Source organism: Piscinibacter defluvii, assembly GCF_004011805.1.
Taxonomy (GTDB): domain Bacteria; phylum Pseudomonadota; class Gammaproteobacteria; order Burkholderiales; family Burkholderiaceae_C; genus Piscinibacter; species Piscinibacter defluvii.
In genome coordinates, this window is record NZ_RCHJ01000015.1 from 216,474 (window position 1) to 240,380 (window position 23,907).

21 protein-coding genes are annotated in these 23,907 nt (G+C 71.2%); 13 read left to right on the forward strand and 8 right to left on the reverse strand.

Features of this window, described 5'->3' with window-relative positions; all coding sequences use genetic code 11:
* Positions 1-36: 36 nt before the first annotated feature.
* The 8 genes from D9C15_RS23345 to D9C15_RS23380 all read left to right on the forward strand — a co-directional run bounded on the left by D9C15_RS23345 (position 37) and on the right by D9C15_RS23380 (position 9,103).
* The gene (locus D9C15_RS23345) at positions 37-1,338 is read left to right on the forward strand and encodes an NCS2 family permease (RefSeq protein WP_128000867.1); all 1,302 of its coding nucleotides are present in this window, start codon (positions 37-39) and stop codon (positions 1,336-1,338) included.
* A 78-nt stretch (positions 1,339-1,416) separates the two neighbouring features.
* Positions 1,417-2,268: an outer envelope protein gene (locus D9C15_RS23350; protein ID WP_240668540.1), complete on the forward strand. Its 852-nt coding sequence runs from the start codon at positions 1,417-1,419 to the stop codon at positions 2,266-2,268.
* Positions 2,269-2,328: 60 nt separating this feature from the next.
* On the forward strand, positions 2,329-3,843 hold the full coding sequence (locus D9C15_RS23355) for an ABC transporter ATP-binding protein (protein WP_128000868.1): 1,515 nt from the start codon (positions 2,329-2,331) through the stop codon (positions 3,841-3,843).
* Positions 3,830-4,939, forward strand: a complete 1,110-nt coding sequence (locus D9C15_RS23360; RefSeq protein ID WP_128000869.1) for an ABC transporter permease — start codon at positions 3,830-3,832, stop codon at positions 4,937-4,939. Before D9C15_RS23355 ends, D9C15_RS23360 begins: the two co-directional genes overlap by 14 nt.
* A gap of 1 nt (position 4,940) precedes the next feature.
* Entirely contained in the window at positions 4,941-5,861 is a 921-nt protein-coding gene (locus D9C15_RS23365; protein ID WP_128000870.1) for an ABC transporter permease, read from the forward strand.
* Between the two features lie 58 nt (positions 5,862-5,919).
* Positions 5,920-7,095 (forward strand): BMP family ABC transporter substrate-binding protein, encoded by a 1,176-nt coding sequence (locus D9C15_RS23370; RefSeq protein WP_128000871.1) that lies wholly within the window; start codon positions 5,920-5,922, stop codon positions 7,093-7,095.
* Positions 7,095-8,054 carry a Rieske 2Fe-2S domain-containing protein gene (locus tag D9C15_RS23375; RefSeq protein WP_128000872.1) on the forward strand — a complete coding sequence of 320 codons (960 nt, stop codon included), beginning with the start codon at positions 7,095-7,097 and terminating at the stop codon, positions 8,052-8,054. Before D9C15_RS23370 ends, D9C15_RS23375 begins: the two co-directional genes overlap by 1 nt.
* Positions 8,051-9,103 carry an adenosine deaminase gene (locus D9C15_RS23380; protein WP_128000873.1) on the forward strand — a complete coding sequence of 351 codons (1,053 nt, stop codon included), beginning with the start codon at positions 8,051-8,053 and terminating at the stop codon, positions 9,101-9,103. The genes D9C15_RS23375 and D9C15_RS23380 overlap by 4 nt, the downstream gene beginning before the upstream one ends.
* Here the strand turns inward: D9C15_RS23380 and D9C15_RS23385 are convergent.
* Positions 9,097-9,396: a hypothetical protein gene (locus D9C15_RS23385; RefSeq protein ID WP_128000874.1), complete on the reverse strand. Its 300-nt coding sequence runs from the start codon at positions 9,394-9,396 to the stop codon at positions 9,097-9,099. The genes D9C15_RS23380 and D9C15_RS23385 overlap by 7 nt on opposite strands.
* 81 nt (positions 9,397-9,477) lie before the next feature.
* A complete protein-coding gene (locus tag D9C15_RS23390) occupies positions 9,478-10,116 on the reverse strand; it encodes an NAD(P)-dependent oxidoreductase (RefSeq protein WP_128000875.1) in 639 nt (212 codons plus the stop codon).
* 111 nt (positions 10,117-10,227) lie between these two features.
* On the opposite strand from D9C15_RS23390, the gene D9C15_RS23395 reads away from it, so the two are divergent.
* On the forward strand, positions 10,228-11,154 hold the full coding sequence (locus tag D9C15_RS23395) for a LysR substrate-binding domain-containing protein (RefSeq protein WP_128000876.1): 927 nt from the start codon (positions 10,228-10,230) through the stop codon (positions 11,152-11,154).
* Here D9C15_RS23395 and D9C15_RS23400 read toward each other — a convergent pair.
* The 3 genes from D9C15_RS23400 to D9C15_RS23410 are packed head-to-tail and all read right to left on the reverse strand — an operon-like array spanning position 11,142 to position 14,214.
* Positions 11,142-12,239 (reverse strand): porin, encoded by a 1,098-nt coding sequence (locus tag D9C15_RS23400; RefSeq protein ID WP_128000877.1) that lies wholly within the window; start codon positions 12,237-12,239, stop codon positions 11,142-11,144. The genes D9C15_RS23395 and D9C15_RS23400 overlap by 13 nt on opposite strands.
* A gap of 32 nt (positions 12,240-12,271) precedes the next feature.
* Positions 12,272-13,246, reverse strand: a complete 975-nt coding sequence (locus D9C15_RS23405; protein ID WP_128000878.1) for a Bug family tripartite tricarboxylate transporter substrate binding protein — start codon at positions 13,244-13,246, stop codon at positions 12,272-12,274.
* A 38-nt stretch (positions 13,247-13,284) separates the two neighbouring features.
* Positions 13,285-14,214, reverse strand: coding sequence for a dihydrodipicolinate synthase family protein (locus D9C15_RS23410; RefSeq protein WP_128000879.1), 930 nt, complete (start codon positions 14,212-14,214; stop codon positions 13,285-13,287).
* A gap of 132 nt (positions 14,215-14,346) precedes the next feature.
* On the opposite strand from D9C15_RS23410, the gene D9C15_RS23415 reads away from it, so the two are divergent.
* From D9C15_RS23415 to D9C15_RS23425, 3 genes are all read left to right on the forward strand, one after another.
* Positions 14,347-15,264, forward strand: a complete 918-nt coding sequence (locus D9C15_RS23415) for a LysR family transcriptional regulator (protein ID WP_128000880.1) — start codon at positions 14,347-14,349, stop codon at positions 15,262-15,264.
* Between the two features lie 73 nt (positions 15,265-15,337).
* Positions 15,338-16,420 carry a BMP family ABC transporter substrate-binding protein gene (locus D9C15_RS23420; protein ID WP_128000881.1) on the forward strand — a complete coding sequence of 361 codons (1,083 nt, stop codon included), beginning with the start codon at positions 15,338-15,340 and terminating at the stop codon, positions 16,418-16,420.
* 46 nt (positions 16,421-16,466) lie between these two features.
* Entirely contained in the window at positions 16,467-18,323 is a 1,857-nt protein-coding gene (locus tag D9C15_RS23425) for an ATP-binding protein (RefSeq protein WP_128000882.1), read from the forward strand.
* On the opposite strand, the gene D9C15_RS23430 is transcribed toward D9C15_RS23425, so the two are convergent.
* Both D9C15_RS23430 and D9C15_RS33500 read right to left on the reverse strand, forming a co-directional pair.
* On the reverse strand, positions 18,263-19,114 hold the full coding sequence (locus D9C15_RS23430) for a dioxygenase family protein (RefSeq protein ID WP_128000883.1): 852 nt from the start codon (positions 19,112-19,114) through the stop codon (positions 18,263-18,265). The genes D9C15_RS23425 and D9C15_RS23430 overlap by 61 nt on opposite strands.
* Positions 19,115-19,150: 36 nt before the next feature.
* Positions 19,151-19,324 (reverse strand): BLUF domain-containing protein, encoded by a 174-nt coding sequence (locus D9C15_RS33500; protein ID WP_164886825.1) that lies wholly within the window; start codon positions 19,322-19,324, stop codon positions 19,151-19,153.
* Between the two features lie 151 nt (positions 19,325-19,475).
* Here D9C15_RS33500 and D9C15_RS23435 point away from each other — a divergent pair, with 151 nt between their 5' ends.
* On the forward strand, positions 19,476-22,028 hold the full coding sequence (locus tag D9C15_RS23435; protein ID WP_240668542.1) for an ABC transporter permease: 2,553 nt from the start codon (positions 19,476-19,478) through the stop codon (positions 22,026-22,028).
* Between the two features lie 27 nt (positions 22,029-22,055).
* Here the strand turns inward: D9C15_RS23435 and D9C15_RS23440 are convergent, their stop codons facing one another.
* Positions 22,056-23,813, reverse strand: coding sequence for a methyl-accepting chemotaxis protein (locus D9C15_RS23440; protein ID WP_128000885.1), 1,758 nt, complete (start codon positions 23,811-23,813; stop codon positions 22,056-22,058).
* Positions 23,814-23,907 lie beyond the last annotated feature (94 nt).

The following is a 23,907-nucleotide window of genomic DNA, read 5'->3' on the forward strand; positions in this document are numbered from 1 at the left end:
GGCGCCCTCATCACGACCCATGCACAGGAGACAAGCGTGCAAGCACTCGAGAAGTTCTTCAAGCTCGAAGAACACGGCACGACCGTCCGCACCGAACTGGTGGCCGGCCTGACCACCTTCCTGACGATGGCCTACATCGTCTTCGTCAACCCGGCCATCCTCGGTGACGCCGGCATGCCGCGCGATGCGGTGTTCGTCGCCACCTGCCTGATCGCGGCGCTGGGCACGCTGATCATGGGCCTGTTCGCCAACTACCCGATCGCGCTGGCGCCGGGCATGGGGCTGAACGCCTACTTCGCCTACGTCGTCGTCAAGGGCATGGGCTTTTCCTGGCAGGTGGCGCTCGGCGCGGTGTTCATCTCGGGCTGCCTGTTCCTCGCGGTGACGCTGTTCCGCCTGCGCGAGCTGATCATCCGCGGCATCCCGCACACGCTGCGCAGCGCGATCACGGTGGGCATCGGGCTGTTCCTGGCGATCATCTCGCTCAAGAGCGCCGGCATCGTCGCGGCCTCGCCGGCCACCTACGTGACGCTGGGCGACCTGCACTCGCCCACGGTGGTGCTGGCGGTGCTCGGCTTCTTCCTGATCGTCGTGCTCGACCGGCTGCGTGTGCCCGGCGCGATCCTGGTCGGCATCCTGGCGGTGACGGTGCTGTCCTTCTTCTTCGGCGGCAACACCTTCGGCGGCGTGTTCTCCGCGCCGCCCTCGATCGCGCCCACCTTCCTCGAGCTCGACATCAGCGGCGCGCTCTCGGTCGGCATCCTCAATGTGGTGCTGGTCTTCTTCCTGGTCGAGCTGTTCGACGCGACCGGCACGCTGATGGGCGTGGCCAAGCGCGCCGGGCTGCTGAAGGAAGGCAAGATGGACCGCATGAACAAGGCGCTGCTGGCCGACAGCGGCGCCATCTTCGCCGGCTCGCTGCTGGGCACCTCCAGCACCACCGCCTACATCGAGAGCGCGGCCGGCGTGCAGGCCGGCGGCCGCACCGGGCTCACCGCCGTCACCGTGGCGGTGCTGTTCCTGGCCTGCCTGGCGATCTCGCCGCTCGCGGGCTCCGTGCCGGCCTATGCCACCGCGCCGGCGCTGTTCTTCGTCTCCTGCCTGATGCTGCGCGAGCTGACCGAGCTCGACTGGGACGAGAGCACCGAGGTCATCCCGGCGGCCGTCTGCGCCCTGGCCATGCCCTTCACCTACTCGATCGCCAACGGCCTAGCCTTCGGCTTCATCACCTACGCGGTGCTGAAGGGGTGCACCGGGCGCGCCCGCGAGGTGCATCCGATGGTGTGGCTGATCGCCGGCGTGTTCCTGTTCAAGTTCATCTACGTCGGCGGGCATTGAGCCGCCGAGGGCACGGAACTTGCGGACCACCCCCGCCGGTATCCGTCACCCCTTCCCACACACCAAGAGGACACGACCATGAGCAAGCTCTCTTCCATGGCGGGCGCCGTTGCGCTCGCGCTGCTCGGCGGCACCGCGGCTGCCGCCGATTGGAGCGACACCTCCATCGGCTACCGCTACGGCACCAAGTTCGCCGAGCCGTTCAACCCGAACGACATCAAGAAGAGCATCGTCAACCTGAACCACGTCAGCGGCTACGCCTGGGGCACCAACTTCTTCAATGCCGACCTGCTGCTGTCCGACTCGAAGGACCCCGGCGGCGCCGGCTCGAGCGCCGGCGCGCAGGAGGTCTACATCGTCTACCGCCACACGCTGGACTTCGGCAAGCTCACCGGCAGCCCGATCGCGTTCGGCCCGATCCGCGGTGCCGGGCTGACCTTCGGCTTCGACGCGAACGCGAAGAACCACGCCGGCTACAACTCGCGCAAGCGCATGCTGGTGCTCGGCCCGACGGTGTTCGTCGACGTGCCGGGCTTCCTGAACCTCAGCCTGCTGCTGCTGGAGGAAAGCAACGCGCCCTACAACACCTTCACCAACACCGGCGTGTCGCGCTACACGTACAAGACGCACCCGATGCTGAACGCCGCCTGGGGCATCCCGATCGGCAGCACCGGGCTGTCGTTCGAGGGCTTCATGAACTGGATCGCCTCCAAGGGCAGCAACGAGTTCGGCGGCGGCACCAAGCCCGAGACCAACATCGACATGCAGCTCATGTACGACGTGAGCTCGGCCTGGGGCAGCAAGGGCAAGTTCAAGGTCGGCCTGGAGTACCAGTACTGGCGCAACAAGTTCGGCAACGACCACCAGGGCCCGGCCGGCGACGGTGCCTTCGCGAAGACCCCGATGATCCGCGCCGAGTACCACTTCTAGACTGGGGCACCATGCCGGTCGCGCGGCACCAGGTCGCGCCCGGCAGACGAAGGAGGAGACATGCTGCGCCTCGAGCTGGTCGACATCAGCAAGCAGTACCCGGCCGTCAAGGCCAACGACCGCGTCAACCTGCGCGTCAAGCCCGGCGAGATCCACGCCGTGCTGGGCGAGAACGGCGCGGGCAAGTCGACCATGATGAAGATGATCTACGGCGCGGTCCGCCCCGACGAGGGCGAGATCCGCTGGAACGGCCAGAAGGTCGAGATCGCCTCGCCGGCGCAGGCCCGCCAGCTCGGCATCAGCATGGTCTACCAGCACTTCTCGCTGTTCGACACGCTGACCGCGGCCGAGAACGTCTGGCTCGGCCTGGACAAGAGCCTCTCGCTCGCGGACGTGACGGCGCGCATCGGCCAGGTGGCCAAGAGCTACGGGCTGGACGTCGACCCGGCGCGCCCGGTGCACACGCTCTCGGTGGGCGAGCGCCAGCGCGTGGAGATCGTGCGCGCGCTGCTTACCAATCCCAAGCTGCTGATCCTCGACGAGCCGACCTCGGTGCTGACGCCGCAGGCCGTGGAGACGCTGTTCGTCACGCTGCGACAACTCGCCGACGAGGGCTGCTCGATCCTCTACATCAGCCACAAGCTCGACGAGATCCGCGCGCTGTGCCACCACTGCACGGTGCTGCGCGGCGGCAAGGTCACCGGCGAGGTCGACCCGACGCAGGAGACCAACGCCAGCCTGTCGCGCCTGATGATCGGCGCCGAGCCGCCCTCGCTGCAGCACATCCAGGCGAAGCTCGGCGGCACGGTGCTGGCAGTGAAGGGCCTGTCGGTGCCCAAGGCCGACCCGTTCGCCACCGCGCTGACGGACATCGGCTTCGAGGTGCGCGCCGGCGAGATCGTCGGCATCGCCGGCGTCTCCGGCAACGGCCAGCAGGAGCTGATGGCTGCGCTCTCGGGCGAGGACCTGCGCGCGCCGGCCGGCTCGATCACGCTGTTCGGCCAGGACATCGCGCACGACTCGCCGCGCCGCCGGCGCAAGGAAGGGCTGCACTTCGTGCCCGAGGAGCGCCTGGGCCGCGGTGCGGTGCCCACGCTCTCGCTGGCGCAGAACACGCTGCTGACGCGCACCGGCACGGTGGACCGCAGCGGCTGGATCCGCACCGGCGAGGTGAAGAAGCTCGCGGAGGACCTGATCCGCCGCTTCAACGTCAAGGCCGGCGGGCCGGAGGCGGCTGCGAAGTCGCTCTCGGGCGGCAACCTGCAGAAGTTCATCGTCGGTCGCGAGATCGATGCCAACCCGAAGCTGCTGATCGTCTCGCAGCCCACCTGGGGCGTGGATGTCGGCGCCGCGGCGCAGATCCGCGGCGAGCTGCTGAAGCTGCGCGACGCCGGCTGCGCCGTGCTGGTGGTCAGCGAGGAGCTCGACGAGCTGTTCGAGATCTGCGACCGGCTGGTGGTCATCGCGCAGGGCCGGGTGTCGCCCAGCATTGCCACCTCGAAGGCCACCATCGAGATGATCGGCGAGTGGATGAGTGGTCTCTGGAACAAGGAGGCGCTCCATGCTGAAGCTTGAAGCCCGCCCGGAAGCGTCGAAGTTCATGTCCATCGCCTCGCCGCTGCTGGCGCTGGCGATCACGGTCGTGATCGGCACCATCCTGTTCGTCGCACTCGGCAAGGACCCGGTGCGCGGCCTGCAGGTGTTTTTCGTCGAGCCGGTCAAGAGCCTGTACGCGCTCTCCGAGCTGGCGATGAAGGCCACGCCGCTGCTGCTGATCGCGCTCGGCCTGGCGGTGTGCTTCCGCTCGAACGTGTGGAACATCGGCGCCGAGGGCCAGTTCATCCTCGGGGCGATCTTCGCGAGCGGTGTGGCCATGCAGGCCACGCCCGACACCGGGCGCTGGATCGTCGTGCCGGTGCTGCTGGCCGGCGTGCTGGGCGGCATGGTGTGGGCCGGCATCGTGGCACTGCTGCGCGACCGCTTCAACGCCAGCGAGATCCTGGTCAGCCTGATGCTCGTGTACGTGGCCGACATGGTGCTCGGCTACCTCGTCTACGGGCCCTGGAAGGACCCGGCCGGCTACAACTTCCCGCAGACCATCACCTTCCTGAAGAGCACGCAGGTGCCCAAGCTGATGCAGGGCTTCCGCGTCAACATCGGCCTGCTGCTCGCGCTCGGCCTGGTCGCCGCGTTCTGGGTGCTGCTGTTCCGCACCTACGCCGGCTTCCAGCTGCAGGTGGGCGGTCTCGCGCCGGCGGCGGCACGCTACGCCGGCTTCTCGTCGCGCAAGGCGCTGTGGACGGCGCTGCTGCTCTCGGGCGGCATGGCCGGGCTGGCCGGTGGGCTCGAGGCCGCCGGACCGCTCGGCCAGCTGACGCCGCACGTGCCGGCGGGGTACGGGTTCGCCGCCATCATCGTGGCCTTCGTCGGTCGGCTGCATCCGCTGGGCATCGTGTTCTCCGCCGTCCTGATGAGCATGTTCTACATCGGCGGCGAACTGGCGCAGTCGCGCCTCGGGCTGCCCAAGTCGCTGACCGGCGTGTTCCAGGGGCTGCTGCTGTTCACGCTGCTGGCCTGCGACACCCTGATCCACTACCGCATCCGCTGGAAGACGGCGCACGTGCCGGCGGCGAAAGCGGCCGTGGTGAACACGACCACGAAGGAGGCCTGAGATGGACGCCTTCGCATTGCTCCTGGCCGCCACCTTCAACGCCGGCACCGTGCTGGCGATCGCCGCGCTCGGCCTCCTGATCAACGAACGTGCCGGCATCGTCAACCTCGGGGCCGAAGGCATGATGCTGGTGGCCGCGATCGCCGGTTTCGCCACCGCGGTGCACACCGGCAACGACTGGCTCGCCTTCGGCGCCGGCGCGCTGGCCGGCGCGCTGATGGCCGCGGCCTTCGGCGTGCTGGTGATCTGGCTGAACACCAACCAGTACGCCACCGGCCTGGCCCTGAGCCTGTTCGGGGCCGGCTTCTCGGCCTTCGCGGGCATCGCCTACACGCAGGAGAAGCTGTCCGAGCGGCCGCATTTCGAGATCCCGTTCCTGGCCGACATCCCGTTCGTCGGGCCGGCCGTGTTCAAGCAGCATCCGATGGTGTACTTCGCCGTCGCGCTGACGCTCGGGCTGGCGTGGTTCCTGTACCGCTCCCGCGCCGGGCTGGTGCTGCGCGCGGTCGGCGAGTCGCCCGAATCGGCCCACGCACTCGGCTACCCGGTGCGCCGCATCCGCCTGCTGGCGGTGGTGGTGGGCGGGGCGCTGTGCGGTGTCGCCGGGGCCTACATCTCGGTGATCTACACGCCGCTGTGGGTCGAGGGCATGATCGCCGGCAAGGGCTGGATCGCGCTCGCGCTCACCACCTTCGCCACCTGGCGACCGGCACGTGTCTTGCTCGGTGCCTACCTGTTCGGCGGCGTCACCATGCTGCAATTCCACCTGCAGGGCGAGGGCGTGCAGGTGCCGAGCCAGTTCCTGACCATGCTGCCCTATGTCGCGACCATCGTCGTGCTGGTGCTGATCTCGCGCAACGCCAATTTCATCAAGGTCAACATGCCCGCGTCGATCGGCAAGCCCTTCTTCCCGGGCTCGTGACGCACCGGATAATCCGCGTTTCCCGATACCACCCCCAGACCATTCCCTCGGAGGTTTCATGACTCTCGATTCGAAGCGCTCGCTGCTGAAGCTGGCCGGCTGGTCCTCGCTGGCCGCGCTGGCCGCCCTGGCCGGTTGCGGCAAGAAGGAGGAGCCGGCACCGGCTGCCGCGCCGGCACCGGTGGCCGAGGCCCCCGCGAGCGCCGCCGCCCCCGCCAAGCCCGAGCCGCTGAAGATCGCCTTCGCCTACGTCGGCCCGGTGGGCGACGGCGGCTGGACCTTCGCGCACGACAACGGCCGCAAGGCGGTCGAGAAGGAGTTCGGCGACAAGGTGATCACCAGCTTCGTCGAGAAGGTGCCCGAGGCGGCCGACGCCGAGCGTGTGTTCCGCGACATGGCCGGCCAGGGCAACAAGCTGATCTTCGGCACCACCTTCGGCTACATGGAGCCGATGCTCAAGGTCGCGGCCGACCTGAAGGACGTGAAGTTCGAGCATGCCACCGGCTACAAGCAGGCCGAGAACATGCGCACCTACGACAGCCGCACCTACGAGGGCGCGTACATGGCCGGCATCATCGCCGGCGGCATGACGAAGTCCAACACGCTGGGCGTGGTCGGCTCGATCCCGATTCCCGAGGTGATCCGCAACATCAACAGCTTCACCCTCGGCGCGCAGAGCGTGAACCCGAAGATCAAGACCAAGGTGGTCTGGGTCAACGAGTGGTTCAACCCGCCCAAGGAGACCGAGGCCGCGCAGTCGCTGATCAACGGCGGCGCCGACGTGCTGTTCCAGAACACCGATTCGTCGGCCGTGCTGCAGACCGCCGGCAAGGCCAAGAAGTACGCCTTCGGCTGGGACAGCGACATGAGCGCCTACTCGCCCGAGGCGCACCTGGCCTCGGCGATCATCAACTGGGGCCCGTACTACATCAAGGCCACGAAGGACGCGCTCGAAGGCACCTGGAAGGGCAACGAGGCCTCGTGGTGGGGCGTCAAGGAAGGGACGATCGACATCGTTTCGATCTCCGACAAGGTGCCCGCCGAGATCAAGACCAAGGTCGAGACCGTCAAGGCCGGCCTGAAGGACGGCAGCTTCGCGATCTGGAAGGGCCCGATCGTCGGCCAGGACGGCAAGGAAGTGCTGAAGAAGGACGAGGTCGCCGACGACAAGTGGCTCGGCGGCATCAAGTTCTACGTCAAGGGCGTCGAAGGCAAGGTGCCGGGCGACAAGTGATGGTGGAGCGGCGCGTCGCTCATCCCGTGCTCGACGCGCGGGTCCTGGGCGATGCGCCCGTCGCCGTGCGCCTGCTCGGCGACGACATCGTGCTCTGGCGCGATGCGGGCGGCACGCCCCGCGCCGCGCCGGACCGCTGCCCGCACCGCGGCACCCGGCTGTCGCTGGGCCGCATCTGCGACGGGCAGCTCGAGTGCCCGTATCACGGCTGGCGCTTCGAGGGCAGCGGGCGCTGCGTGCACATCCCCGCGCTGCCGAGCTTCGCGCCGCCGGCGTCGCATGGCCTGGCGACCCTCGGAGTGGTCGAGGCACACGGCCTGCTGTGGCTGCAGCTCGAAGCCGGCGCGCCGCTGCCGCGCCTGGACGCGGAGAGCGACCCGAAACTCCGCAAGCTCAACGTCGGCCCGTACGACGTGGCGACCAGCGCGCCGCGCATCGTCGAGAACTTCCTCGACCTGGCCCATTTCGGCTTCGTGCACGAGGGCTGGCTGGGCGACCGCGCGCATGTCGCGCTGGACGACTACCGCACCGAGCCGACGCCCACCGGTTTCGTCGCCACCGGTTGCCGCGCCTGGCAGCCCAAGAGCAACCGGCTCTCGACCGAGGGCTCGTGGGTCGAGTATCGCTACGAACTGCTCGCGCCCTACGCCGCGCTGCTGACCAAGCTGCCCGAGAGGCAGGGCGGCTACCGCGACGACATCGCGCTGTTCGTCAGCCCGGTCGACGAGGAGTCGAGCCGCGTCTGGTTCCGCATGGCGCTGACCGACTTCGACTCCAGCGACGCCGAGATCACCGCCTTCCAGCACACCATCTTCACGCAGGACCAGCCGGTGCTGGAGTCCCAGCGGCCGAAGCGGCTGCCCCTGTCCGGTGAAGTGCATTGCGCCGCCGACCGCAGCTCGGCCGCCTACCGCCGATACTTAAAGGAACGAGCCATCACCTTCGGAGTGACGCCATGACGTTCACCGCCTTCGATCGCATTCCGCGCGATTGCCTGCCCGCCTTGCTGCGCGCCATGCCCAAGGCCGAGCTGCACATGCACGTCGAGGGCTCGCTCGAGCCCGAGCTGATCTTCCGGCTCGCGCAGCGCAACGGCGTGGCGCTCGCCTACCCGAGCGTGGAGGCGCTGCGAGCGGCCTACGCCTTCACCGACCTGCAGAGCTTTCTCGACATCTACTACGCCGGCGCCAGCGTGCTGCTGAAGGAAGAGGACTTCTTCGACCTGGCCTGGGCCTACCTGCAGCGCGCCGCGGCCGACAACGTGCTGCACGCCGAGATCTTCTTCGACCCGCAGACCCACACCGCGCGCGGCGTGCCGATCGAGACGGTGATCAAGGGCCTGGACCATGCCTGCCGGCGCGCACACCAGGAGCTGCGCATCAGCGCGAAGCTGATCCTGTGTTTCCTGCGCCACCTGAGCGAGGACGAGGCGCTCGCCACGCTCGAGGCCGCGCTGCCGTACCGGCACCATTTCATCGGCGTCGGTCTGGACAGCAGCGAGCGCGGCCACCCGCCGGAGAAGTTCGTGCGTGTGTTCGACCGCGCCCGCGCCGCGGGGCTGCACGTGGTGGCGCATGCGGGCGAGGAGGGCCCACCGGAGTACATCCGCAGCGCGCTCGACATGCTCGAGGTCGAGCGCATCGACCACGGCGTGCGCAGCATCGAGGACCCGGCGCTGATGGCGCGCCTGGCCAGGGAGGGCATCCCGCTGACGGTGTGCCCGCTGTCCAACGTCAGGCTGTGCGTCTACAAGACCATGGCCGAGCACCAGCTGCCCGCGCTGCTGGCGGCCGGGCTGAAGGCGACCGTGAACTCGGACGACCCGGCCTACTTCGGCGGCTACATCAACCAGAACTTCGTCGAGACCTTCGCGGCGTTGCCGCAGCTCGGCGCGCGCGAGGCCTACGTGCTGGCGCGCAACAGCTTCGAGGCGAGCTTTGCCGACGACGCGGCCAAGGCCGGCTGGATCGCGCAGCTCGATGAGGCCTTCGCCGCCGCGGCTCAGTGAATCCGGGCCGGCGTCGCGGCCGGCTCGGCCTGCAGCGTGCACGCGCTCATCAGCTGCCAGCGCGCCTGCAGGCCCAGCGCGATGCGCTGGAAGCCTTCGCTGAGCGCCGGGTGCCCGGCCAGCAGCTCGAGGTTGCGGCCGATCTTGGCGCCCATCAGCAGGCGCTGCTGCGGGTGCAGCTCGGCCTGCAGCGCCTGGCTGTAGCCGGTCATCAGGGCGAGCGTGGCGGCGATCACCGCTTCGCTGGACGGCAGTTCGTGCTCGTCGGCCAGCGCATGGAGGGGGCAGGGCATGCGGAACTCCGTCGGTCCGGGATGCGACGGATTCTGCATCAAATGAGAATCATTCTCAAATAGGCCTGCCCGCCGGCGGGGTCAGTAGCCCACCGTGAAGCGGCGCCGGCGATGCGCCGGCCGCTCCAGCTCGTCGAGCATCGCCACCGCGTAGTCGGCCACCGAGATGTGGCTGCGGCCGTCCGCGTCCACCAGCAGCTGGTCGCCGCCGAGGCGGAAGCGGCCGGTGCGCGGCCCGGGCTCGAGGTGGGCCGACGGGCTGAGCATGGTCCAGTCGAGCGTCGGCTCGTCGCGCAGCAGGTTCAGCACGTCGCGCGCACCGGCGGCGGTGCCGTGCCACTGGGCCGGGAAGTCGGGCGAGTCGAGCAGGATCCTGCCCGGCGCGATCTCCAGGCTCGCCGCGCCGCCCACCACCAGCAGGCGCGCCAGCCCGGCCTGCTTCGCGGCGGCGATGACCGAGCGCATGCCGGCCACGTAGTAGCCGCGCACGTCGGCCTGCGCATGGCCGCTGAAGGCGCTCAGCGCCGCGTCCTTGCCGCGCAGCTGCGCTGCCAGCGCGGCACCGTCGTTGACGTCGACGCGCTCGACCGCCAGGCGCTCGCGCGCGGCGATCTTCTCGGGGCGGGTCACCAGCGCGGTCACGTGGTGGCCGCGCTGCAGGGCTTCGGCCAGCAGCGCCGAGCCGATGAAGCCGCTGGCGCCGATCAGGGCGATGTTCATGGGAACTCCTTCGTGGGGGATGCAGGACGGGTGTCATCCTCGCGGCCTTCATTGGCACGATCAACCGTCACAATCGGAACGTACTGTCATCGTTTCGACGACAATCTCGGCATGACCTTCCGCCACGCCGTCGACCTGAACGCGCTGCGCAGCGTGGCCGCGGTGGCCGAGGCCGGCGGCTTCACCGCGGCGGCCGAGCGCCTGGGCACGAGCAAGGCGCGTGTCAGCCAGGACGTCGCCCGGCTCGAGGCCCGGCTCGGCGCCGGGCTGTTCGTGCGCACCACGCGCCGCACCACGCTCACCGAGGCCGGCGAGGCGCTGCTGCGCGAGGGCCTGGCGCCGCTGCGCCAGCTGGAGTCGGCACTGGCCACGCTGGGCCAGCCGCGCGGCGCCGGGCTCTCCGGCAGCCTGCGCATCGCCAGCACCGCGGAGTACGCCAGCCTGTCCCTGGCAAAGGCCGTGGCCGAATTCGCGGCCCTGCATCCGGCGCTGCAGATCGAGCTGCGCAGCAGCGACCGGGTGGTCGACCTGGTGGCCGAGGGCATCGACCTGGCCCTGCGCATCGGCTGGCTGCGCGACTCGACGCTGCGCGCGCGGCGCCTGGGCGATTTCGAGCAGCACCTGGTGGCGGCGCCGGCCTACCTGGCGCGCCGCGGCGCGCCACGCCGTCCGGAAGACCTGGCCGGCCACGACTGGGTCGCGCTGACGCTGTTGCGCAGCCCGCTCACCTGGACCTTCGTCTCCCCCGGCGGCCAGCGCCGCACGGTGCGCATGGCCAGCCGGCTGCGCAGCGACGCCTCGCTCTCGCTGCGTGCGCTGGTCGAGGCCGGTGCCGGCATCAGCGTGATGGACCAGTTCAACGCCGAGGCCGGGGTGCGCGCCGGCACGCTGGTGCGCCTGCTGCCGCAATGGCAGCTGCCCAGCGGCGGCATCCACGCCGTGTGGGCGCCGGGCCGGCACACGCCGCCGAAGGTGCGCGCCTTCGTCGATTTCTACGCCGCGTGGATGGCGCGGCGCAATGCCGATCAGAAGTCGTGACGCAGGCCGAACTCGAGGCCTGTCGACGCCTTGCCGCCGAAGTAGTTCGGCGCGGTCGGATTGCCGCTGGTGGCCGGTCCGCCGGCGATGGCGAAGGCCGCGCCCCCCTGGTTGTCGATGCGCGCGACATGCCCGTACAGCGCACTGCGCTTGGACAGGTTGTAGACGTAGCCGGCACCGAACAGCCTGGCGTCGTTGGCGTCCGCGACGCCCTTCTGATCGGCGCGCACGTGGGTCAGCTTGACCACGCCCGGCCCGACCGGAATCACCGCGCCGAGTTGCGTGTTGACGGTCTTGTCCGCGCCGAACACCCAGCGCCGCTGCGCGAGGCTCAGCTTCACGACGCCGAAGTCGTAGGACGCCCCGAGCACCTGGTCCTTGAACGACCGGTTGGCCGTCGAGTTGCGCGTCGTGAACTGTGCCGCGGCGAGGTTGAATCCCGCGCCGGCCCAGCCGAGCCGGAAGCCGTTGCCGCGCGTGAAGCCGGCCGCGGTCGCGCCGCCTTCGCCGGCCGTCACGATCAGCTGGCCGTAGACCCCGCCCAGGTTCGCCGGCAGGAAGTACTCCGCTGCATTGCTGACGCGCAGCGTCGGGTTGGCTGCCTGCGCGTCCGGCAGCGTGCCGAAGGCCTGGCCGAGCGCACGCGACCCGGCGAAGGAGCGGAAGCTGTTGGCGCCCGCGATGCCCAGCGTCGCGAACGGATCGAAGCCGCTCCACACCAGGTGCGTGGGCACCCAGTCGCGCCCGAGTCGCACTTCGCCGAAGCGTGCGTGCGTCAGGCCGACGGTCGAGCGGCGGTCCCAGAACTGGCCCGCGGGTGTCGCCGCGCCGGCGCCACCGGTGTCGGCCAGGAGCGTGCCGTCGAGATAGAAGCCGGCGGCGAGGCCGCCGCCCAGGTCTTCCTGTCCGCGCACGATCAGCTTGCTCGTGGAGTTGGAGCCGCTGACCTGCGAGCTGATGCTGCCCAGCGTGTCGTTGCGCACCTGGCGCACGGCCACGTCGAGCGTGCCGGACAGGGTGACGGAGGATTGGGCGAGCGCGCTCGCGCCCAGGCCGGCCAGCGCGGCCGCCAGAACGGTGTTCATCGGAAGGTCTCCTTGGTGTGTCGGGTGGCGGCCTACTCGGGGCGGTAGCCGGCGTTCTTCAGCAGCTCGGCGCCTTGCGCCACGTCCGCGGCGACGAAGCGCCGGAACTGCTCGACGCTCTCGTTGACGGGATCGATGCCCAGGCTCGCGTAGGCGCCGGAGCGGCCGAGTTCCGTCACGGCCTGGTTGATCGCGCCGTTCAGGGTGGCGATGCGATCGGCCGGGGTGTCCTTCGGCGCCCACACGCCGTACCACGAGGTGTAGGCGAACTTCGCCAGCCCGCTCTCCTGCACGGTGGGCACCTCGGGCGCGAGCGGGCTGCGTTTCGTCGACGTGATCGCGATCGGCCGCACCTTGCCGCTCTTGGCCAGCGGCAGCAGCGAGATCATCGAGTCCATCAGCAGGTTGACATGCCCGCCGCCGACATCGACGAGCGCCGGCTGCGTGCCCTTGTAGGGCACGTAGCTGAACTTGACGCCGCCTTGCTGGGCCAGCAGCAGCGTGGCCAGGTGGCTGGGCGCGCCGGCCGCGGGGATCGCCGCCATCCAGCTCTCGGGCTTGGCCTTGGCCGCCGCCAGCACCTCGGCCAGGCTGCGCTCGGGCAGCTGCGGCGCGATCACCAGCATCAGCGGCGCCTCGCCGACCCGCGCCACCGGCGCGAAGTCGGTCTGCGGGTCGTAGGGCGGGCTGCTCAGCACCTGCTTCGCGAGCACATGGGTCGCGGCGGAGAACAGCAGCGTGTAGCCGTCGGCCGGGGCGGTCTGCACCGCCTTGCCGCCGATGCTGCCGCTCGCGCCGGCCTTGTTCTCGACGATCACCGTCAGCCCCAGCTGCTTGCGCAGCTGTTCGCCGAGCAGCCGGGCCGCGTTGTCGACCCCGCCGCCGGCCGCGAAGGGCACGACGATCTTCAGCGTCTTGTCGCGCTCGGGGAACTTGGCCGTGCCCTGTGCGCCGGCCGGCAGGGCCGGGCACAGCAGCAGCGCGGCCAGCGTGCTGAGCAGTCGCATGTCGTCTCCTGGTGGTGTCGTGATCGGCCGCGTCGGGCTCAGCGCACCCGGCCCAGGCCGGCTGCACGCATCGCCTCGGCGATCTCCTGCTCGGCGCCCTCGGCCAGCGGCAGCAGCGGCGAGCGCACCGTGGCGTGGTCGAGGATGCCGCGTGCCACCAGCGCCCACTTCAGCGCGACCGAGCCTTCCATGTGCGAGCCGCGGTGGTAGACGTTGGCGGTGACGGGCAGCAGGCGGTCGTGCAGTTCGCGCGCCTTCTTGTAGTCCTTGGCCTTGCCCGCGGCGATCATCTCGATCAGCGGCTCGGGCGCGATGCCGCCGTAACCGACCAGCGCGCCGTCGACGTCGAACATGGTGTGCAGCAGGTACTCGTCGTGGCAGGTGAAGACCTGCAGGTTCGGACGCTCCTTGCGGATCACCGGGATCTCGCGGTCCCAGCGCTTCATGTTGCGCACGCCGTTCTTCATCGCGAACACGCCCGGTTGCGCGGCGATGTCGAGCATGGTCTCCAGGCTGTAGGTGGCCTTGGTCACGTCGGGGTACTGGAACAGGATCAGCGGCAGGCCGCTGGCCTCGTAGATGGCGCGGTAGCGGTCCTGCGGCGCGCCTTTCTGGTAGCCGAAGCGCAGCCAGCCGTGCGAGGGGTAGACCAGGCCGGCCGAGGCGCCGGCCTTGACGGCACGCTTGGCCTCCTCGGCCGCGACCTGGGTGCCTTCGAGCGTGATGCCGGCAATGATCGGCAGGCGGCCGCCGACCGATTCCTTGAAGGCCTCGATGACTTTGAACTGTTCGTCACGCTCGAGGAAGGTGCCTTCGCCGGCGTGGCCGAGCACGGTCAGGCCGGTGACGCCGGGCACGCTGGCGAGCCAGGAGCCGAGGCGCTGGATGGCCGCGTAGTCGACCGCGCCGTCGCGGGTGAAGGGGGTGATGGGAGCGGGAACCAGGCCGCGCAGATCAGGGGCGTTCATGGGAGTGTCCTTTCGGTGGGGGGAGGTTTCGGGCTGCGGTAGGGTCACTTTAGGGACCGAGCAGATCTGCGGCTAGATAGAATTCAGAGCTTTCAGACTTGCCATTTCAGGCATATCACGGGGAGCCCGCCCATGAACCCCTCCAGCGTCCGGCTGTTCGTCGAGGCGGCCGAGGCCGGCAGCCTGAGCAAGGTGGCGGCACGCCGCCGGACCGTGCAGTCGCACGTCAGCCGCCAGATCAGTGAGTTCGAGGCCGAGTGCGGCGGTAAGCTGTTCCGCCGCACCGGCCGCGGCGTGGCACTGACCGAGCTGGGCACGCGCGCGCTGGCGCGCCTGCGGCCCTGGTTGCAGGAAACCGAGCGGCTGGCCGAGGAACTGCGCTCGGAGGCGGGCCGACTGACGGGCGTGGTGCGGCTGGGCATCATTCCTTCCGCAGCCCATCCGCTGACCACACGCCTGTTCGAGCGCCTGCAGGCCGAGCACCCGGGCATCCGGCTCGACATCGCCGAGGCGCAGGGCGCCGAGCTGGACACGATGCTCGACAGCGGCGCGGTCGACCTGGCGGTGCTGTTCCGCTTCCAGCGCCCGAGCGGCGGCGAGGAACGCCTGCTCAGCGTCGCGCACACCTTCCTGGTTTCGGCACCCGGCGATGCGCTGACGCGCGAGCCGACGATTCCCTTTGCCCGCCTGGCCGGAGCGCGCCTGGTGCTGCCGCGCCGCCCGAGCCACTGGCGCAACGCGCTGGACGAGACCGCGCGCAGCCTGGGCTTCAAGCTCGATCCGGTGGCCGAGGCGGATTCGCTGACGGTGCAGAAGGCGCTGGTGGCGCAGCAGGCCGGGCTGTACTCGCTCCTCGGGCCCTACTCGATCGCCGACGAACTGCGGCGCGGCCAGCTGCAGGCCAGCCGCCTGGTGCGACCCGACCTGGTCCGCCACGTCACGTTGGCACTGCCCCGGCACGGCAAGCTGGCACCGGCCTGCCGCGTGGTCGCGCAGACCCTGCAGGCGCTGGTGACCTCCTGGGGCGATCAGCTGACCGACCCCGCATAATCCAGCCCACGAAGCGGCCGTGCTCCCGGCCGCTTCGTCGTTTCCAACCCCCGGAGCCATGTCGAGGACAACCATGCTCAAAAACCTCATGCGCGCCGGCGCGCTCGCGCTGGCCGTTGCATCGAGCCCCCCCACCATCGCCGCCGACGCCCCGCTGAAGGTCGGCTTCGTCTACGTCAGCCCGGTCGGCGAGGCCGGCTGGACCTACCAGCACGACCTCGGCCGCCGGGCGCTGCAGCGCGCGCTCGGCGCGCAGGTGCAGACCACGGTGGTCGAGGCGGTCGCCGAAGGTGCCGATTCGGAACGCGTGTTGCGCGACCTGGCGCGCCAGGGCCACGGCCTGATCTTCGCCACCAGCTTCGGCTACCTGGAGCCGGCCCTGCGCGTCGCGGCCGAGTTCCCGCAGGTCAAGTTCGAGCACGCCGGCGGCTACAAGAGCGCGCCCAACCTCGCCACGTACAACGCGCGCTTCTACGAGGCGCGCTGGCTGGCCGGCTGGCTGGCCGGACGCACCAGTCGCTCGGGCATCGCCGGCTACGTGGCCGGCTTCCCGGTGCCCGAGGTGGTGCAGGGCATCAACGCCTTCGCGCTCGGCCTGCGCGAGGCCAACCCGAAGGCCGAGTTGCGCGTGCTGTGGCTCAACACCTGGTTCGACCCGGCGCGTGAGCGCGAGGCTGCGCAGGCGCTGATCGACCAGGGCGCCGACGTGCTGACCAACCACAGCGGCTCCCCGGCCGTGCCGCAGGCGGCGCAGGCGGCGTTCCGCGAGAAGGGCGTGCGGGTGATCGCCTACCAGAGCGACATGCGCCGCTACGCGCCGGACGCCCAGCTCGCCGCGGTGACGCACCACTGGGAGGGCCGCTACACCGACGTGGCGCGCAGCGTGCTGGCGGGCCGCTGGTCGAACCGGCCCTACTGGGGCGGCCTGCGGGACGGCACGGTGCAGCTCGAGGCGCTCGACCCCGCCTTGCCCGCCGCGCTGCGTGCCGGGCTGGAGGAGCGCCGTGCCGCGCTGCTGGCCGGCCGGCGCCAGCCCTTCGACGCCCCGCTGCGCGATCAGCAGGGCCGCGTGCGGCTGGGGGCCGGCACGCTCGACGACGCCGCGATCGCGACGATGGACTGGCTGGTGCAGGGCGTGGTCGGCCGATTGCCGTAGCGCGCGGCCGCGCGGCGGCGGAGAATGGCTGCCGCAGGGAGGGCACGTGGCAAGTTCAGTACCGCCGCCCGACATCGACGCCGAGTTCACGCTGGATGCCGAGCAGCTGGCACGCCGCAAGGCGGCCGCGGCACGCCGCGTGCACACGCGCGAGATCCCGCTGATCCGCACCGGCGGCTTCGTGATCCTGAGCCTGATGGCCATCGTGCAGGACCTCCGGCTGCACGATGTCCCGGCCCATCCCCCGCTGCAGGTGCTGGTCGCGCTGAACTTCGGCTACGCCGCGCTGGCCTGGGCCTGGTCGATCTGGGCGCACCGGCACGTGCGGCGGGTCGACACCAGCCTGCTGCTGTTCCACCTCGACCTGCTGGTGTGGCTGGTCAACCTGCACCACTTCGAGCGCGGCGGGCTGTTCTTCGCCTACTTCCTGCTGGTGCGCGTGGCCGACCAGGCCAACGTCGGGTTGCGCCGCGCACTGTGGTTCAACCATGTGGTGATCGCCGCCTACCTGGGCTACTGCGCCTGGCTCGGCGCCTTCGACGCTCCGCTGGCGTGGGCCGAGCGCGGCCCGATCGCCGCCACCATGTACCTGCTGGGCACCTACCTCGCCTTCACCGGGGTGGTCAGCGAGCGGCTGCGTGCACGCACGCGCCGCGCGGTCGAGGCGGCACGCGGCCTGGTCACGCGCCTGGAGCAGAAGACCGAGGCGCTCGAGGCGCAGGCGCGCGAGCTCGAGCAGGCGCGCAGCGCCGCCGAGGCGGCGAGCCTGGCGAAATCGCAGTTCCTGGCCATGATCAGCCACGAGATCCGCACGCCGATGAACGGCATCCTCGGCACCACCGCGCTGCTGCTGGAGACGCCGCTGACGCCGCAGCAGCGCCAGTACGCCCGCACCGCGCAGCACTCGGGCAACGCGCTGCTGGCGCTGATCGACGACGTGCTCGACCTCTCGCGCATCGAGGCCGGCAAGCTGACGCTGCATCCGTCCACCATCGAGCTGCGCGCGCTGGTGGCCGAGGCGGTCGACCTGATGCAGGCGATCGGGCGCGACAAGCCGATCGAGCTGCGCTGCACGGTCGACGCGGCACTGCCGCGCCATGTCGAGGCCGACCCGCTGCGCCTGCGCCAGATGCTCGTCAACCTGCTGCACAACGCGATCAAGTTCACCGAACGTGGCAGCGTCGTGCTCGAGCTGGCGCTGCTCGAGGCTGCGGGCGAGGCGCTGCGCGTGCGCATCGCCGTGCAGGACACCGGCATCGGCATCCCGCCCGACAAGACCGACACGGTGTTCGACGCCTTCACGCAGGCCGATGCCTCGACCACGCGGCGCCACGGCGGCAGCGGACTGGGCCTGGCGATCGTCAAGGAGATCGCCGAGCTGATGGGGGGCACCGTGGGCGTCGAGAGCCGGCTCGGCGAGGGCTCGCGCTTCTGGGTCGAGCTGCGCCTGGCGCGCGCCGCCGGCGAACCGCTGCCCACGCCCTCCACCTGGGCCGAGATCGGCGCGCTGCAGGCGCGCCTGCTGCTGGCCGAGGACGACCTGGTCAACCGCATGGTGGTCGAGGAGATGCTGCGCGGCCTGGGCTGCGAGGTGGTGCTGGCCGGCGATGGCGAGGAGGCCTGCCGCGCGCTCGAGCGCGGCGGCTACGACCTGGTGTTCATGGACTGCCACATGCCGCGCGTCGACGGCTTCGAGGCCACGCGTCGCATCCGCGCGCAGGAGGCCGGCAACGCAAGGCATGTGCCGATCGTCGCGCTGACCGCCGATGCCCTGGCCGGCGACCGCGAGCGCTGCCTGGCCGCCGGCATGGACGACTACCTGACCAAGCCGGTGGCCAAGGCTCAGCTCGCGGCGGCGGTCAGGCGCTGGGTGAGCGCAGGCGCCGAATCGCCGAACGCGTAGGCGTCCATGCCCAGGCAGCCGTAGGTGATGCTCGTGTGCAGGCGCTGCGGCGCCGCGTCGCGCCCGCCGGCGCCGGCGGCCACGTACCAGGGCAGCAGGTGCTCGTCGGTCGGGTGCATGTCCGCTGCATGCGGCGCGCGGGCGCGGTAGTCGAACAGCGCGTCCCAGTCGCGCGCCGCGCTGCGCTGCGCGAACCAGTCGCGGAACGCGGCGCTCTCCGGGATCTCCGGCTTGTCCACCGGGCCGCGCAGGCCGTCGGCGAACACCCGGCGCAGGTTGTGCGTGATGCTGCCGCTGGCCAGCACCAGCACGCCCTGCGCGCGCAGCGGCGCGAGCGCGGCACCGAGCGCGAACTGCTGCGCGGGCGTCCAGCCCGGCACCCAGCCGAGCGGCAGCACCGGCACGTCGGCTGCCGGGTAGACATAGCGCAGCGGCGTCCAGATGCCGTGGTCGAGATCGCCCTCCGTGAGTTGGTGCGCCGGCAGCCCGGCGGCGCCGAGCAGCTCGGCCACCCGGCCGGCCAGCGCCGGTGCGCCCGCCGCGTCGTAGCGCAGCGTGTAGAGCGCCGGATCGAAGCCGCCGAAGTCGTACACCGCGGCGTGGCGCGGCGCGGCCAGCAGCACCGGGGCGCGCATCAGCGTGTGTGCCGAGACGGCCAGGATGGCCTTGGGCCGGCCGAAGGCGGCGTCGATGGCCGGGCCGAGCGCGCCGAAGAAGGCACCGGCCGCGCCCGGCTCCAGTGCCGTCATCGGCGAGCCGTGCGAGACGAAGATCGAAGGCAGCGTGTCCATGCGCTGCATTGGAGCACCAGCGCCGCCGCGCTCGGCTCAGCCGGCTTGCACGCAGCGTTCAGCCCGGCTGCGGCTCGGTGTCGGCGCGCCGGGCTTGACGCAGCGCATCGCCCGGCCGGAGAGGGCGCGCTCGGTGGCCGCGCCGTCGAGCAGCGGCAGCACAGCGGCGTGGCGCGTGTCGTGCCGGATGCACTCGAAGCACTGCGCCACCGCGCCGATGTCGGCAGGCTCGAGCGCCCGCGCCGCCGTGTGCGCTGCATGCCGACCCGGCCGCCGGCCCGGCCACCGGTCCGGCCACCGATGCGGTTTCGCGCGCCGTGGCACAGTCTGCCGCCTGCCCCACCCGCCGAGGCTGCCGACCGTGCCACCGAACCAACTGCCCTCCCTGCTGCAACTGGCCTGGCGCCAGACCCTGCGCGACCTGCGCGCCGGCGAGCTGCGCCTGCTGATCGTCGCGGTGATGCTGGCGGTGGCGGCGCTGACCGCGGTGGGCTTCTTCGCCGACCGCATCGACCGCGGCCTGCAGCGCGACGCGCGCCAGCTGCTCGGCGGCGACGCGGTGGTGGCGAGCGACAAGCCGGCGCCGCCGGCGTTCGCCGCCCAGGCCGCCGCCTTCGGCCTGGTGACGGCCGACAGCGCCACCTTCCCGAGCATGGGCCGGGCGCCCGACGAACGTGGCGGCGCGACCCGCCTGGTCACCGTCAAGGCGGTGAGCGACGCCTACCCGCTGCGGGGCCGCCTGCGCATCGCCGACGCTGCGGGGCGCGAGGCCGAGCTGGCGCAGGCGCCGGCGCGCGGCACCGCCTGGGTCGACCCGGCGCTGCTGGTCGCGCTGAACCTGAAGCTCGGCGACACGCTGCTGCTCGGCGACGCCGCGCTGCAGCTGACCCATACCCTGCTGATCGAGCCCGACCGCGGTGCCGGCTTCATGGCCTTCGCGCCGCGCGTGATGTTCCATGCGGCCGACCTGCCGGCCTCGGGCCTGATCCAGCCGGCCAGCCGCGTCACCTGGCGCCTGGCCGTGGCCTCGCGCGCGGGCGACGATGCCGCCGTGCAGCGTTTCGTCGCCTGGGCCGAGGCGCAGATCAAGCAGCAGGACCTGCGCGGCCTGCGCATCGAGTCGCTCGCCGGCGGCCGGCCGGAGATGCGCCAGACGCTCGACCGGGCCGGCAAGTTCCTCAACCTGGTCGCACTGCTGGCCGCGCTGCTGGCGGCGGTGGCGGTGGGCATCGCGGCGCGCGACTTCGCCGAACGCCACCTCGACGACTGCGCGATGCAGCGTGTGCTCGGCCAGCCGCAGCGGCGCATCGCCTGGCAGTACGCGCTGCAGTTCGGCGGTGTCGGCCTGGTGGCCAGCGGCGCCGGCGTGGCGCTCGGCTTCACGGTGCACCACGTGTTCGTCTGGCTGCTGGCCGGGCTGGTCGAGGGCGGCCGCCTGCCGCCGGCCGGCGTGTGGCCGGCGCTGTTCGGTCTCGGTGTCGGGCTGACGCTGCTGGCCGCCTTCGGCCTGCCGCCGGTGCTGCAGCTGGCGCGCGTGCCGCCGCTGCGCGTGATGCGGCGCGACCTGGGCGCGCTCAAGCCGGCCTCGCTGACGGTGCTGGCGGCCGGCGCGGCCGGTTTCGTCGCGTTGCTGCTGGCGGTGGCCAGCGACCCGAAGCTCGGCCTGTTCGCGGTGGGCGGCTTCGCTGCCGCGGTGGCGCTGTTCGCGCTGCTGTCCTACGTGGCGGTGCGCCTGCTGCGGCGCCTCGTGCCGGAGTCGCGCGCTCCGCGCTGGCTGGTGCTGGCCACGCGCCAGATCGCCGCGCGGCCGGCCTTCGCGGTGCTGCAGGTCTCGGCGCTGTCGGTCGGCCTGCTCGCGCTGGTGCTGCTGGTGCTGCTGCGCACCGACCTGATCGCCAGCTGGCGCGCCGCCACGCCGCCGGACGCGCCGAACCGCTTCGTGATCAACGTGCAGCCCGAGCAGGCCGAGGCCTTCCAGGCCCGCCTGGCCGAGGCCGGCGTGGGACGGCACGACTGGTACCCGATGATCCGCGGCCGCCTGGTGGCGATCAACGGCCGTTCGGTGCGGCCCGAGGACATGGGCGAGGAGCGTGCGCAGCGCCTGGTCGACCGCGAGTTCAACCTGAGCCACGCCGCCCGCCTGCCGGCGCACAACGAGCTGGTGGGCGGCCGCTGGGTCGAGGACGAACCCGATGCGCTGAGCGTCGAGGAGGGCCTGGCCAAGACGCTCGGCGTGACGCTCGGCGACCGGCTGCGCTTCGACATCGCCGGCACGCTGGTCGAAGGCCGCATCAGCAGCCTGCGCAAGGTGGACTGGACCTCGATGCGGGTCAACTTCTTCGTGATGTTCCCGACCGCGGTGCTGGACGGGCTGCCCTCGACCTACATCGCCGCGTTCCGCGCGCCCGGCGGCCCGGGCGGTGGCGCGGTCTTCGACAACGCCCTGTCGCGCGACTTCCCGAACATCACCGCGATCGACGTGACGGCCCAGATCGCCCAGGTGCAGCGCGTGCTGGACCAGGTCATCCGGGCGGTCGAGTTCCTGTTCGGCTTCACGCTCGCGGCCGGCCTGGTGGTGCTGTTCGCCGCCGTGACGGCCACGCGCGAGGCGCGCTCGCGCGAGTTCGCGGTGATGCGTGCGCTCGGTGCCGGCGCGCAGCTGCTCGCCCAGGTGCAGCGCGCCGAGCTGCTCGGCGTCGGTGCGCTGGCCGGGCTGCTGGCCTCGGCCGCCGCGGTGGCGGTGGGCTGGTCGCTGGCGCGCTGGGTGTTCGAGTTCAGCTGGAACCCGTCACCCTGGGTGCCGCTGGCCGGCACGCTGGCGGGTGCCTTGCTCGCCCTCGGCGCCGGCTGGTGGGGGCTGCGCGAGGTGCTGCGCCGGCCGGTGGTCGAGACACTGCGGCGCGCGGCCGAGTAGCCGGCCGGCGCCGCGCGGTCGCCCCGGTCAGAAGGTTTCCCAGGAGTCGGTGCCGGCGGCGGCCAGCGCGGCGTCCGTCGGCGCTGCCGGCTTGACGGCCGGTTTCTCGGAGGCTTTCGCGGCGGGCTTGGCCACGGGCGCCGCGAGCGGTTTCGCAGCCGGTTTCTTGGCCGGCACGGCGGCCCGAACCGTCGCGGCCGGGGTCGGGGCCGGGGCGGCGGTGCGGTAGCCCGCGTCGTGGGAGAGCCTGAACACCGCGACCGCATCGACCAGCTGGCGCGCCTGGCCCTTCAGGCCCTCGGCCGCGGCCGCGCTCTGCTCGACCAGCGCCGCGTTCTGCTGCGTCGCCTGGTCCATCTGATTGACGGCCTGACCCACCTGCGCCACGCCGGAACTCTGCTCCACGCTGGCCGAGCTGATCTCGCCCATGATGTCGGTGACGCGCTGGATCGAATGGACGATCTCGGCCATCGTCGTGCCGGCCTCGTCGACGGGCTGGCTGCCGCGCTCGACGCGTTCGACGCTGTCGGAGATCAGCGACTTGATCTCCTTGGCCGCCTCGGCGCTGCGCTGCGCGAGGTTGCGCACCTCGCCGGCGACGACCGCGAAGCCGCGGCCCTGCTCGCCGGCGCGCGCCGCTTCCACCGCGGCGTTGAGCGCCAGGATGTTGGTCTGGAAGGCGATGCCGTCAATCACGCCGATGATGTCGGCGATCTTGCGCGACGAGTCGTTGATGCCCTTCATCGTGTCGACCACCTGGCTGACCACCTCGCCGCCGCGCTGGGCCACCGAGGAAGCGCCTGCGGCCAGCTGGTTGGCCTGCTTCGCGTTGTCGGCGTTGTTGCGCACCGTGCTGCCCAGCTCGTCCATGGTGGCGGCGGTCTGCTGCAGCGCGCTGGCCTGCTGCTCGGTGCGGCCGGAGAGATCCTGGTTGCCCTGGGCGATCTGCGCGCTCGCGGTGGCCACGCTCTCGGCGTTGCCGCGCACGTTGCTCACCACCCGGGTCAGCGCCTCCTGCATGTCGCGCAGCGCGGCCAGCAGGGGCGAGAACTCGTCCTTCGCGTCGTCGCGGATGGCGGTGGCGAGGTCGCCGTCGCGCACGCGCTCGGCCACCTCGCGCGAGGTGGCCACGCGGCGGCGCAGCACCGACGAGATGTGCCACGAGAAGACCATCAGTCCGCCCATCGTGGCCAGCACGAGCCCGATCAGCACCTTCAGCGTCGTGGCGGCCTGGCTTTCCACCCGGTTGAGGTCCTCGCGCAGCAGGCCTTCCTGGAGCTTGACCAGGTCGGCCAGCACCACCAGCACGTCGTTGCGCGCGGGGATGGTCTTGTCCACGAGGAAGGCGAAGGCCTCGACCTTCTGCCCGGCCTTGATCAGCTGGATGTTCTCGGTGCCCACGGCCCAGAACTTGTCGAACAGCGGCGGCAGCTTGGCGAAGCGCGACTTGCCTTCGGGCGTCTCCAGGGCCTTCTCGAAGCTCGCCATCAGCTCGGCGATGAGCTTGCGCTTCTCGCCCACGTCGGCCAGCGTGGCCTCCAGCTCCTGCGGCGTGCGCGACAGGATGGCATGGCGCAGCTGCAGCGAGGTGCGCGTGACGTTCAGCTCGAGCTGCGCCACGCGCTGCAGTTGCGGCACGCGCTGTTCCTCGGTGTGGTGGGCGAGTTCCTCGACGTCGCTGAGTTTCGTGTACGACATGCCCGCCACGCCGGCCAGCGCCAGCGAGAGCACACCGGCCACGGCGTAGAGGCGGCCGGAGATTCCGAAGGAGGTCAGGGGGTTCATTGGTCTTGTCCTTGGCGTGGTCTCAATGGGTGGTCTCGAACAGCCCCATGTCGGTGGAGGCCATGAGGGCCTCGATGTCCATGAGGATGAGCAT

Excerpts from the sequence above, each read along its gene's own strand:
- D9C15_RS23380 (WP_128000873.1), top strand. The coding sequence starts at position 8,051 with ATGACGTTCACCGCCTTCGATCGCATTCCGCGCGATTGCCTGCCCGCC.
- D9C15_RS23415 (WP_128000880.1), top strand. The coding sequence starts at position 14,347 with ATGAACCCCTCCAGCGTCCGGCTGTTCGTCGAGGCGGCCGAGGCCGGC.
- D9C15_RS23385 (WP_128000874.1), bottom strand. The coding sequence starts at position 9,396 with ATGCCCTGCCCCCTCCATGCGCTGGCCGACGAGCACGAACTGCCGTCC.
- D9C15_RS23410 (WP_128000879.1), bottom strand. The coding sequence starts at position 14,214 with ATGAACGCCCCTGATCTGCGCGGCCTGGTTCCCGCTCCCATCACCCCC.
- D9C15_RS23420 (WP_128000881.1), top strand. The coding sequence starts at position 15,338 with ATGCTCAAAAACCTCATGCGCGCCGGCGCGCTCGCGCTGGCCGTTGCA.
- D9C15_RS23400 (WP_128000877.1), bottom strand. The coding sequence starts at position 12,239 with ATGAACACCGTTCTGGCGGCCGCGCTGGCCGGCCTGGGCGCGAGCGCG.
- D9C15_RS23355 (WP_128000868.1), top strand. The coding sequence starts at position 2,329 with ATGCTGCGCCTCGAGCTGGTCGACATCAGCAAGCAGTACCCGGCCGTC.
- D9C15_RS23375 (WP_128000872.1), top strand. The coding sequence starts at position 7,095 with ATGGTGGAGCGGCGCGTCGCTCATCCCGTGCTCGACGCGCGGGTCCTG.
- D9C15_RS23350 (WP_240668540.1), top strand. The coding sequence starts at position 1,417 with ATGAGCAAGCTCTCTTCCATGGCGGGCGCCGTTGCGCTCGCGCTGCTC.
- D9C15_RS23370 (WP_128000871.1), top strand. The coding sequence starts at position 5,920 with ATGACTCTCGATTCGAAGCGCTCGCTGCTGAAGCTGGCCGGCTGGTCC.
- D9C15_RS23395 (WP_128000876.1), top strand. The coding sequence starts at position 10,228 with ATGACCTTCCGCCACGCCGTCGACCTGAACGCGCTGCGCAGCGTGGCC.
- D9C15_RS23365 (WP_128000870.1), top strand. The coding sequence starts at position 4,941 with ATGGACGCCTTCGCATTGCTCCTGGCCGCCACCTTCAACGCCGGCACC.
- D9C15_RS23440 (WP_128000885.1), bottom strand. The coding sequence starts at position 23,813 with ATGAACCCCCTGACCTCCTTCGGAATCTCCGGCCGCCTCTACGCCGTG.
- D9C15_RS23405 (WP_128000878.1), bottom strand. The coding sequence starts at position 13,246 with ATGCGACTGCTCAGCACGCTGGCCGCGCTGCTGCTGTGCCCGGCCCTG.
- D9C15_RS23360 (WP_128000869.1), top strand. The coding sequence starts at position 3,830 with ATGCTGAAGCTTGAAGCCCGCCCGGAAGCGTCGAAGTTCATGTCCATC.
- D9C15_RS23430 (WP_128000883.1), bottom strand. The coding sequence starts at position 19,114 with ATGGACACGCTGCCTTCGATCTTCGTCTCGCACGGCTCGCCGATGACG.
- D9C15_RS23390 (WP_128000875.1), bottom strand. The coding sequence starts at position 10,116 with ATGAACATCGCCCTGATCGGCGCCAGCGGCTTCATCGGCTCGGCGCTG.